Origin of the sequence: Streptomyces sp. NPDC001406 (assembly GCF_042895285.1) — a bacterium.
In the GTDB taxonomy this organism is placed as follows: domain Bacteria; phylum Actinomycetota; class Actinomycetes; order Streptomycetales; family Streptomycetaceae; genus Streptomyces.
On record NZ_JBIAWG010000002.1, the window covers coordinates 230,324 to 240,560 of the forward strand.

The 10,237-nt window shown below is 69.6% G+C and carries 12 protein-coding genes; all 12 read right to left on the bottom strand.

Annotation, left to right across the window (positions count from 1 at the left end; all coding sequences use genetic code 11):
• Position 1: 1 nt before the first annotated feature.
• The 12 genes from ACFY1J_RS05125 to ACFY1J_RS05180 all read right to left on the bottom strand — a co-directional run bounded on the left by ACFY1J_RS05125 (position 2) and on the right by ACFY1J_RS05180 (position 10,231).
• Positions 2 to 637 carry a poly-gamma-glutamate hydrolase family protein gene (locus ACFY1J_RS05125; protein ID WP_390730638.1) on the bottom strand — a complete coding sequence of 212 codons (636 nt, stop codon included), beginning with the start codon at positions 635 to 637 and terminating at the stop codon, positions 2 to 4.
• A gap of 21 nt (positions 638 to 658) precedes the next feature.
• Entirely contained in the window at positions 659 to 1,519 is an 861-nt protein-coding gene (locus tag ACFY1J_RS05130; protein ID WP_390730639.1) for a hypothetical protein, read from the bottom strand.
• Between the two features lie 11 nt (positions 1,520 to 1,530).
• Positions 1,531 to 2,058, bottom strand: coding sequence for a hypothetical protein (locus ACFY1J_RS05135; protein WP_390730640.1), 528 nt, complete (start codon positions 2,056 to 2,058; stop codon positions 1,531 to 1,533).
• 155 nt (positions 2,059 to 2,213) lie between these two features.
• The gene (locus ACFY1J_RS05140; protein ID WP_390730641.1) at positions 2,214 to 2,705 is read right to left on the bottom strand and encodes an IPT/TIG domain-containing protein; all 492 of its coding nucleotides are present in this window, start codon (positions 2,703 to 2,705) and stop codon (positions 2,214 to 2,216) included.
• Between the two features lie 129 nt (positions 2,706 to 2,834).
• The gene (locus tag ACFY1J_RS05145; protein WP_390730642.1) at positions 2,835 to 3,212 is read right to left on the bottom strand and encodes an endonuclease VII domain-containing protein; all 378 of its coding nucleotides are present in this window, start codon (positions 3,210 to 3,212) and stop codon (positions 2,835 to 2,837) included.
• A 445-nt stretch (positions 3,213 to 3,657) separates the two neighbouring features.
• Positions 3,658 to 4,905, bottom strand: coding sequence for a hypothetical protein (locus ACFY1J_RS05150; protein WP_390730643.1), 1,248 nt, complete (start codon positions 4,903 to 4,905; stop codon positions 3,658 to 3,660).
• Positions 4,902 to 5,177 carry a hypothetical protein gene (locus ACFY1J_RS05155; protein WP_390730644.1) on the bottom strand — a complete coding sequence of 92 codons (276 nt, stop codon included), beginning with the start codon at positions 5,175 to 5,177 and terminating at the stop codon, positions 4,902 to 4,904. The genes ACFY1J_RS05150 and ACFY1J_RS05155 overlap by 4 nt, the downstream gene beginning before the upstream one ends.
• 82 nt (positions 5,178 to 5,259) lie before the next feature.
• Positions 5,260 to 6,549: a phage major capsid protein gene (locus ACFY1J_RS05160; protein ID WP_390730645.1), complete on the bottom strand. Its 1,290-nt coding sequence runs from the start codon at positions 6,547 to 6,549 to the stop codon at positions 5,260 to 5,262.
• 223 nt (positions 6,550 to 6,772) lie between these two features.
• Positions 6,773 to 8,887 (bottom strand): NUDIX domain-containing protein, encoded by a 2,115-nt coding sequence (locus ACFY1J_RS05165; RefSeq protein WP_390730646.1) that lies wholly within the window; start codon positions 8,885 to 8,887, stop codon positions 6,773 to 6,775.
• A gap of 140 nt (positions 8,888 to 9,027) precedes the next feature.
• Positions 9,028 to 9,237: a hypothetical protein gene (locus tag ACFY1J_RS05170; RefSeq protein WP_390730647.1), complete on the bottom strand. Its 210-nt coding sequence runs from the start codon at positions 9,235 to 9,237 to the stop codon at positions 9,028 to 9,030.
• A 12-nt stretch (positions 9,238 to 9,249) separates the two neighbouring features.
• Complete coding sequence (locus tag ACFY1J_RS05175; protein WP_390730648.1) at positions 9,250 to 9,864, bottom strand: hypothetical protein; 615 nt, start codon at positions 9,862 to 9,864, stop codon at positions 9,250 to 9,252.
• A gap of 91 nt (positions 9,865 to 9,955) precedes the next feature.
• A complete protein-coding gene (locus tag ACFY1J_RS05180; protein WP_390730649.1) occupies positions 9,956 to 10,231 on the bottom strand; it encodes a hypothetical protein in 276 nt (91 codons plus the stop codon).
• Positions 10,232 to 10,237 lie beyond the last annotated feature (6 nt).

The window sequence follows — 10,237 nt, forward strand, 5'->3', positions numbered from 1 at the left end:
GTCAGCCTGCCCCAGCGACTACGAGAGCCTTGGAGACGCCCAGCTTGACCGCGTTGACGTACGACGTGAACGCCGCGGTGGTGTTCTTCCGGTTGGCCCGGGTCATGTCGCCGTTGGCGAAGAACGCGGCGCGCTGAGTGGTGCTGATCTCGAGCTGGACGCCCATGCCGCGGCTACTCCGGTTGCAGATGTTCTTGGAGTCGTTGCCGTTCAGCTCCTCGGTGGCGAGCTGCACGGTGAACCCCGCGTCCCGCAGGCACTGGCCGATCTGGTCACGGAGGTTGAAGTCCAACCCACCCAAATACGTGAACGCCGTGGTGCCCGATGCGCCGTGCCACGACACGATGTGCGTGGCGGCCTGCGCCATGGCGAGGGCCTGCGGCTCGTCGTACCGGGTCGACGTGATGTGCAAGTCGCTGTTGGTGCCGGAGGGCTTGAAGGCGTCCAAGCTGTAGAAGTCGTGGACGTCGGCCGCGGCCGCGTCGGCGAGTTCGGTCGTGCCGGTCTCGATACCGCCCCCGTGGATGGCCAGGTGCAGCAGGGTGGAGACCTGGGAGACGCGCCAGATCCGTTGGTAGTCGATGCCCTCGATCTGGCCGCCGGCCATCTCGCCGTAGGACTGGTAGAGGTCGCCCATCGGGCTCGCTCCTTTCGTGGATCAGCGGTACCGGCCGCGGGAAGTGGAGTACGGCCAGGGCGGGCGCGGTGGGCGGTTGAGTGGCTGGTAGAGGCGGCGGCGTAGCCGGTTCAGGGAAGCGAGCATGGGCAGCGCCCCGGCTTGTCCCTCGGTGGGCGCGGCCTCGTAGGAGATGGACTGTCCCTCGGCGCTCACTGAGGTCACCCGGCGCCCCGTGCTGCCTACTCCGCCGGGCCGTTGCCGCTCGGACTCCGCGGCGTGCGCGGTGACGTAGCGGACGATGGTCTCCTCGGTGGCGCCGTTAAGGCCCACCAGGAAGTCGACGTCGTAGGTGCCATCCGGGTGCGGCCGGTAGGCGGTGACTCGGACGGTGTCGTCCTGGTCGGGCAGGGGCCAGGAGTCTGCGTCGTCGAGGCTGCCGGTGAAGAACGGCGTGACGGCGCGCAAGGTGATTGCCTTCGGCACGACTGGACGGTTGAGGTAGCCGACGACGTCGGCCTGCGCGTTGCGGATGGCTGTCTCCAGCGCGCTGCGCTGCTCGGCCGTGATCGGGAGTGGTACGCCAAGCGCGTCGGCGACGGCTTCCGGGGAGGCGACGAGGCCCATGCCCATGGGCAGGTCGAGGCGCACGCTTGTGTCCTTGACCGGCTGGGCCCCGTCGCTCGGGGTGAAGGTGACCATGCCCCAGTAGCGGCCGGGCGGTACCTCGGGCAGGTCGAACCGGTACACCCCGGGGCGTAGCCGGGTGACCGTGGTCGCCGCGGCGACTACCGGACCGCTGCGGTCGGCCGTGCCGTACAGGTCAAGGCGGCTGACTGCTCCGCCGGCCGGTTCGGGGTCGTAGTGCGCCCCGCCGTACATGGGTTCATAGTCGAAGACCACTCCGGGCCCCTTTACTTCTCGTCGCTGTCCGCGGCGGCCTGGGCGGCGAACCGCGCGGCCTGGGCGTCGAGGCGCTCCTGGATCCGCGCGGCGACACTCTCGGAGACGTGAGCGCCCGCGGGCTGCAGGAGACGCTCGACGGGGTTGGAGTGCGGTCCGATGAACGTCTTCTCGACCAGGCGCACGGTGCACACGAGGGCGGAACCGTACGGGGTGAGCGGCTGGAACACGGTGCTCGGGTCGGCCGGGGGCTGCTTGGTGGCGTCGTCGGTGATGACGTCGGCGAGGTTAGCGTCGTCGGGGATGACCTCGGTCGGGCTGGCATAGACGGGTGCCGCCGGCGCCTCCGGGGGCATCTCCACGGCGGGCGGCTCGAGCGGAGCGGCGTCGGGCGCCTTCGGGGTGCTGTCGGCGGCCGGGGTGTCCTCGGCCGCGAGGGCAGTCTCCTCGGGGGCCGCCGCGGTGGTTTCCTCGGTGGGGGTGTCCTCGGCGGTCTTGGGGGCCGCGGTCTTACGGGTACGGGCGGTGGTGCCTGCCATGGGTGGCTCCCTCTCGGGGGTGTTCGGTCCGGACGGCGCGCACCCTGCACTCCGGGCGGAGCTTGTGTCGCGCCCTGCCCCGAGCGGGGTGCGTGGCATGGGGTAATCGGGAGCGGCCCCTGCGCTCGTGCGGAGGGGCCGCCCTGTCGTGTGGATCAGGCGAAGGTGAAGCCGCCGGTCTTGGTGGTGTTGCCCGCGTCGTCGACCAGGACGACGTCCCTCGCGCCCGCCGTAACGGCAGGCGTAGTGACGGTCAGCTTCGTGGCGGAGATGACGTTCAGGGCGGTGCCTGCCACGCCGTTGAAAGTCACCGAGGTGACGCCATCCAGGTACTTGCCGGTGATGGTCACCACCGTGCCGCCCGCGACGCCGCCGGTGGCCGGGCTGATGCCGTCGATCACCGCCGCGGGATACAGGGCGTTGATCGCCGACTGCCGCACCACTTGCCCCGCCTTGAAGGCGAGGGTGCGGACGGACCCCTGGGGGACCGTGTCGTTGCTGGTGCCGGTGTAGTAGCTCCCCTCGTCGCTGTGACGCGTGGCGTATACGTCCTGCGTCACAACCACCTCGGGGTCGGTGATGCCTGCGGAGGAAGAAGGGAACGCCGCCTTGGTGATCCGGCTCCCATCCGCCTTGTAGAGCCCCATGCTCCACGCCTCTCTCTCGTATCGGTGTTGGGCGCGAGCACCGTGCCCCACCCAGGTGGCTACGGTCGCGCCCCGCCGAGAGGGGCACTTGCCCAATTGGGCAAGAACGATCTTGATGGGGTGCTCCAGCTACGCCTGACTCTTATGCGTCGCCAGGTACGCGACGGCAGCCATCAGGCGCTCGGGGTCATCGCGGAATGCACCGAGTCCCTTGTTGCAGTTGGCGCAGAGCAGGCCGCGCACGCACTTTCCGCACGAGCGCCCCTTATCAGGGCAGCAGGAGTGATCGTGATCGACGGAAAGGTCCATGACGAGATCCCCCCGTTTCGCGGTCTCAGGCTCTCCGCAGATCGCGCAGACGCCTGCCTGAGCGAGGTGCATCTCCTCGTACTGCTCCAACCCGATGTTGAAGAAGTTCCGCAGCATCCGACGCTTCCGGCCCTCGGGGTTCCGTGCGACGCTCGCCGCTTTGCGAGCCGCGAAGGCCTCCCGCTGCTCTGGCGTCATCGCTGCGCGTGCTTCACGCTGACGACGTGCCCCGCAGGAGCGGCACCATGGGCTGATACCGCTGGGGCGGGAAGCGTCACGGGTGAACTCGGCCTTGGCCTTGAACTCCTGGCACTGTGTGCAGTAGGCCTGACCATCCGGAGGCTGGCGCCGAGGTTCTGTCTTGCGAATCCAGGACCCATCCGAGCGACGGCGAGCGCTTCGGCATGCCCGGCACAGCGATTGCCCGTACCACTTGCCGCGCTCCTTGCGCCATCCGAAGTGCTCGTCTATGGACTTGGTCTCTTCGCACTCGGGGCACCTCTTCGTTGCCCCGATAGGTCTGTGGACGGGTGCTTCCGTAGACTCGCTCACGCGAGCCACCTCCCAACAGGTGATCGCCAAAAGCCCGGTGGGTGTTCCCGCACCTGCCGGGCCGTCTACTTCCATAACTCTATGGGCAGTTCTAGAGAATCCGCAGGTCATCCCACCCATCGGGCGTAACGCTGAAGACGAGTAGGCCTTGCTGGGAAACCTCTCCCGAGCGGACCGTGTACCAATCGGAACCGGAATCGAGCGTGGGAGCCTGAATGTGGAGGCGACCGTTGCCGAGCTGCTGCGCCCGGAAGTGATGGAAATGGCCCGTGATCAGGATCTGGGCGTCTGCCACTGGCTGGCGGCCGAAGGTCTGCGCCCGCCACCAGTCGCCGGCCTTGTCCGGACGCGGGTACTGGTGGCCGTGGGCCAGGCCGACGATGGTGCCAGCGACGTCGAGAGACACGGTGTCCCGCCACCGCTCCGGTATCACGAACGAGACGTGCCCGTACGCGTCGCTGTTGCGGGCGTAGGCGTCGGCAACCTGGGACATGACCTCGATGCCCCAGTCGTCGACGGGCGGGCCCACGGCGTTTTTCCCGCGGCGCACGCGGCCGTGGTTGCTGCCGCAGGTCGCGGCGACGACGCGGCCGAACTTCCCGGCGAGCCGGTCGAGGCCCTCGAAGGTGACGCGGCGGTGCACACGGATCATCTCGGTCAGGGTCAGGTCGTTGGTGAACGCCTGCTGCGTGGTGTTCTCGAAGCCTTCGACGCAGTCTCCGGCGTCGGCCCAGTAGGCGACGGACGGGGCGCGGCCCACGGCCTTGAGGTCCCGGATGTGGTCGTCGAGCCGGTCGAACCGGTCGGCGATCCGTGCGATGAGCTCCGGGGTGCCTCCGTCCCGGCCCACCTTCCCGGCCTGGGCGTCGGCGTACACCACCACCAGGGCGCGCTCCGCGGTGTCGATGGCCGGGCGTGCCTTCCGTCGGCGGCGCATCGCGTCCCGTACGAGGGCGTCGACGTCGCCGGCGGACTTCCATGCGGGTGCGGCCGGTTCGATGATGTACCGGCAGCGCCACACCGCGCGCGTGACCGCGTCCTCGCCCTGAGTGTCGCGGTGCCAGGCGGCCGGGTCGTGCTTGGCCTCGACCAGGCGGACGCGGAACCCTTCGGGGATGGCGAGGCCCATCTCCTCGACGCGTTCGCGCCAGTCGGCCTCTCCGGCGGGCGGCTTGTCGGCGGGCGGGGCCGTGACGACCATCGTGCCGCCCGGCTCGTAGCGCACGCCGGACTCCCAGCCGCGCGGCGCGGCGGGGTAGACGCGCTGCGCCTGGGTGGGGTGGCTCTGGTCGTGGGAGGCAGGCTCGAGGAGGGCCTGCAGGTCTTGGTTCAGGGTCATCGCTCGCACCGGCATCCGTTGGGCTTCCCGCGCCGCCGGTGTCGGTTGACGGTGTAGGCCGTCACGGCGTCGCTGTAGCGGCTGAGGGTCTCGGCGATGGCTGTGGCGGAGACACTGGTCGTGTCCAGCACCGTGCGGAGGGATGTGGCCACGTCGGGGTCTGCGGCTTCCAGGAGGGCACCGACGCTGCAGCGGGGGCCCCGGCGGACTGCGGGGGCGCCCGCGAGGGCGTCCAGCTCCTGGGCGAGGCCTGTGGGTTGTTTCTCGATCACCAGCGTCCTCCGTCGTCGTGATGGTGGTACGTGGGAGGGGGTGCACCCGTGGCTCGGGTGCACCCCCTCACTCCGGCGTGGGTCAGCCGGTCGGCGTGGTCCAGGTGCCGATGACGAAGGACTCCGGACGGGGGACCTCGAGCGCCAGGCGCTCGTCGGCGCGGAAGGTGATGAGGCCCTTCTCGTAGTTGTCCGCGTTCTCCGAGGAGACGGTCACGGAGACGTTCTCGCGGTCGTGGAGCTGCGCACCGAGACCGAAGGCGCCGATGAGGAAGTCGGTGTCGGCCATCGCGGTCGTTTCGACCACGTTCAGGCGCCACACCTTCTTCTCCGCGCCGATGGCGACGGCGATGGCGACGCGGAAGGCGCCGTTCTTGTCCTCTTCGACCTCGACGTGCTCCCACATCGTCGGGGACAGGACGATGCCGGTGGGGTCGTACTCGGCGAGCAACGCCTTGGTGATCGACCTGCGGATCTGGACGCTGTACTGGTCGGTCGCGAGACCGGTGTACTGCTGGACGCCCGGGGTGTTGTAGATGCCAGTGAGGGACTGGCCGTCGCCGACGGAGTGCAGCAGGTCCCAGTCCTCCGCGTACTTGACACCTTCGACCATGCGCGTGTTGATGAAGGTCTTCAGGCGCGGCTCGTCGGACAGGATGTTCTTGTGCGCGTCGAGCAGGTGCGCCACCTCGGCGACCGGGTACATCACCGGGGTCAGGCTCAGCTTCGACCGCGGGGCGCGGCCCCAGGTGTCGGTGTCCGCGCCGGTGGCCGGCGACGTGCCGTCCGCGGCGTACCGCTCCTTGACCTGGCGGGCGTTGTTCGTCCAGCCGGTCTCTCGCGCGCCGTACAGCACGGAGTTCTTGGTGGTCGACTTCGGGAACAGGTCCCGGATGTGGAACTTGCGGAACGGGCGCTCGGCGATCCCGAGGTTCTGAGCGGAGCCGAGGACCTGGTGGGTCACGGAGCCCGCGGACAGGGAGAAGATTGACTTCCCCTCGATGTCGGCGCGGATGTACGGCTTGTCGCGGAACTCGGCCTGCGTGGCGCGCTGGTAGGAGCCGGACTCGACGAACAGGTCGCCGAGGGACTTCTCCTCGACGCCGGAGCGCTGCCCGTAGTGGGTGGCCGCGGCTGGCGGCGCGACGGGGGCGTCGAGGTACTGCTTGATCTCGGTCAGGCCCTGCTCGGCGTCGATGAGGCTCTTGATCTCCGCGGCCTCCGAAGAGACCTTCTTGAAGGCCTTCGCCTGCTCGCTGGAGACGACGAACTGGCCGCCGTCCTCGACCTTGAAGGTCTGGCTGATGCGCTCGGCCTCGGCGGACTTGAGCTGGAGTGCCTTCTGTAGTTCCTCGATACGGCTGGTGGGCATTTGGGGTGCTCTCCCTGGTGCTGGGTGCGGTTGACGTGCGTCGCTCGCCCGGCCAGCACCGGGACGCCTCAACGCGAGGCGGAATGGAAAGGGGAGAGAGGGGTTAACGTCGCGTGCTGCCCGCTCAGTTCGTCAAGAGCGGGCAGCACATAGGGCGTGACCTGCGGTTTCGTAGGTGGCGGGCCGGTTGCCTGCATTCGCGGACGTGTGGCTGAGTCGCGACTCAGCCCTGCAGCAAGGCGAGTGCGGCCTTCACCTCGTCCGGGTCCAGCCGCACTGTGCCGGGGTCCTCCTTGTCCTGGTCGACGGCGTCCTCGGGGGGCGTGCCTTCGCTCGAGGTCCCGTCCTCGGTGGGCACTTCGTCGTCGCCTTCATCGTCGAAGGGGTACTCGTCCCACAGGTCCATGCCGGTCGGGCCGGCCGCGCGGTTGGGTGCCGGGGCGGGCTGCTTCGGCGGCTGGTCGACGTCGAGTCCCTTGGCAGACAGGGCCCTGATGAGAGCGCGCACCTTGTCGCGTACGCCTTCGAGTTGGCCGGGGTTCGCGTCCGAGGTGCTGATACGGGCGGCGGCGTCGCTGAGCGCGTCGACAGTGGGCTGTACGACGCGGGCGTCGATCTCCTCGTCCTCGTCTGCCTCGCGCGGGCCGTCGTCCTCATCGGGGACGACCACGGTTGCCAGCTCCACGCGCTGCGGCTGCCCCAGCGCCACGTCGTCCCCGTCGCCGTCTCCTCCGAGCGTGTACGGGACCAGGTAGTGCTGCTCGTCTTCGCCGTCGGCGTGGACGGAGGCGATGACGTGGTCCGGGTAGGTGCCCTGGATGCATGCCCACGTGCCTTCCTCCGCGGCGAGGAGGGTGCGGACGGCTTGGCCGAGTCGGTCGCGGATCTGCTCGAACGAGGCGGGAAGGGGTTGGATCGTGTTCACGGGCTCTCCAGGGGAAGCGAGGCGGGCTTTGGCTTCCAGGACGGCGCGGCGAGCGCTCTTGCTCTCGGCCGCGTGGGTGGCGGGGTAGATCCCCAAGGCGTCTTTGTGGCGCAGGTTGCAGTAGCCCTTGGCGTTGTCCGGGCTCATGTGGCGTCCGGCGATGCCCACGCAGCGGTCGAAGTCGCCGGGGGTGCCCCAGCCGATTTGGGCGCCGCCTTCGCCGTGGACGTACCAGTGCCGCAACTGCTCGGCGTCGCCGCGGTCCTGGTCCATGCCCCCGGCGGCCTTGGCCTCAGCGACCATGGCGCGGGCCGACTTGTGCTCGATCCGCGATCCGTGGATGCGGGCGGCCGCCACGGTGGCCCGCGCGGACTTCTTCTCTCCGCCGAGGGCGGCGAAGGTGTTCATCACACCAGCGGCGAACTGCTGGGCTTCGGGACTGGCCTGTGTGCTCGGCGGGCCCTGGGGCAGGGTGGCACCGGCCAGGAGCGACCAGGGGGTGTCTCGGCACTCCGGCCGGAGCAGCGACATGTCGGGGAGGGCGGTGATGGGCCACCAGGCGGTGACCTCTGTGGCCTCCCCGTCCGGGTCATCGGGGTTGGCCACGAGCCGCTCATCGTGGGGTCGGTTGAGCGAGACGGCCGACTCGCTGGGGATGACCGCGACATAGCCGCGATAGATGCCGTTCGGGGCGGTCCAGGAGCCGACGATGCTTGCCGTTCCCGGCAGGTCTGCGCCGGTCTCTTCCTGCCACTCACGCAGGGCCGCGGCGAGGGCGTCTTCGTCCTTCTCCCGGTGACCGCCGGGGAACTCCCAGGTGCCGGCCGCCGGATCGTCGTCTTCCAGGGCGCGCTGGATGAGCAATACGCGGCTGGTGTCGGCTGCCTTGAGGGCCAGGCCCGCGACCTTGATGCGGTCCTCGTCCTTCACGGCTTCGAGTTCGACGGGGCTCGGGGTGGCCTTGTACTCCATGCCGGGGTTGGCCGCGGCCTTCACCTCGAGCGCCCGGGTCATGGGGTGCGCGCCGTGCAGGACGGGGCTGACCTCGAACAGGTCGAGTCGGTGGATGACGCGGACGCCGTCAGCGCGGCGGGTGGCCCCGTCCGTGGGTACGCGGTAGCCGATGGAGAAGGCGGCTTCACCGTGCTCGTACCACTGCTTGACCTGCTCGTAGGTGTCGCGGCCCTTGCTGGTGCGTCGGTTGTACTCGACGGTTGCGACCAGGGCGCCGGCCTCGGCAGGCCAGTTGGGGATCTCGGCGAACCGGGGGTCGCCGGGCATCCACTCCTCGACGTCCAGGACGACGCCGACGGCATCCTTCCATTCGTGGTGCCAGACGGCTTTGACACGGCGGGTGGCGAGGGTGTGAGCGAAGGCACCGGGGACGATGAGGTCGTTGACCTCGTCGACCACACCAGTGACGGCGTAGATTGCCCGGCTGGTGCCTCGCAGGGTGCTTGGGTGTGACGATCTTGTGGGTGGAGCGCTCGGCACGGCGGGAAACCTCCGGCGGTGGACAGTGGGCCGCCGGGCACCGTGCCGTTCGCGTCTGTCTAGTGTCCTGTGCTGGCCGCAGGCTCCGCCTGGGCGTCCTCAGCCTCCGAGCGAGCCATGGACCAGCCGCGCATCCAGTAGCGATAGCCGAACTGCTGCTCCGCATTCCCGAGGCGGTCGTACGGGCTGGCGTTGCCCGGGTCGCCGGCCTGATAGGCGGTCTTGCCCTCCTGCTGCAACCGCAGGGCGGTCGCACGGTTCAACTGCACGTCGTCAGCTCCCTACTGGAACATCGAGTCCTGTACGCCGCGGTCGCTCGCAGGAGCGGCCTGGGGCGGGCTGGCGGCCTCGTCGGCTTTGCTGTGCGTTTGCGTCATGTGGGCGTCGTCGACGTCGATCGCCCACGCGTCCGGGTCTGTGTAACGCCACACCTGTCCCGTCCCATCCCGTACCCACCCGGTCAGTGTGCCGTCGGCGTCCTGATCCAGCCACGCCTGTTCGCCGTTGCTGCCGGTGTAGGAGGCGAAGGCGTTGGCCGGGTCCGTCTCGTCGCCCTCGTCGTAGGGATCACCCGCCCACTGGCGGGCGTCGTCGGACGGTGGTTCCGGGGCATCGGCCGGAGGCTCGTTGCCGGGCGGCTGCGTACCGTCGGCGGGCGCCTCGGTGGGCTGCTCCGGCGGTGCGGTCGGGTCCGGAGCAGCCGGGTCTGCTGGAGGTGCGCCCGGGGCGGTCGGATCGGCCGGATCGCTGGGCGTCTCCTCAGCGAGCGCCGCGGGGTCGAGGTCATCGTCGAGCGTCTCCTCGCCGGTGTCCGTGGTCTGTTCGTCGTCCTCTTCCCCGAACGGCTTGCCGCCCTTCTTGGGGAGAGCCTTGATGGCGTATCCGTATCTGGTCACGGGCGGAGGATGGAGGGGCGAAGCCGTTTGTGTCCCGGCCTCGCCCCGTCGCCTCACGGGCGTTCTTGCACAATTGTGCAAGCCCCTCGGATCAGCTCTCTGGCACGCGTGCCTGCCGGGGCGCGCCCTGCCCCTCGTCGATCAAGTGGGTGTGCTCGCGGAGTACGGCGAGCACGGTCGCCTCATCATCCCCGGCGACCGTCCGCACGGGGCCGGTTGGGGACAGGGTGATGGGCTCCCCCTGGTGGAGGTCCACCAGGGCCGCGGCGCGGTGCGACCCGATCGCCGGGCGGTCGGCCCGCCCGGTGACCTGGACGCTGTAGGTCGCTCCGTCATCGAATGCTCCGGTGACGGTGAACGGCATCATTGCTCT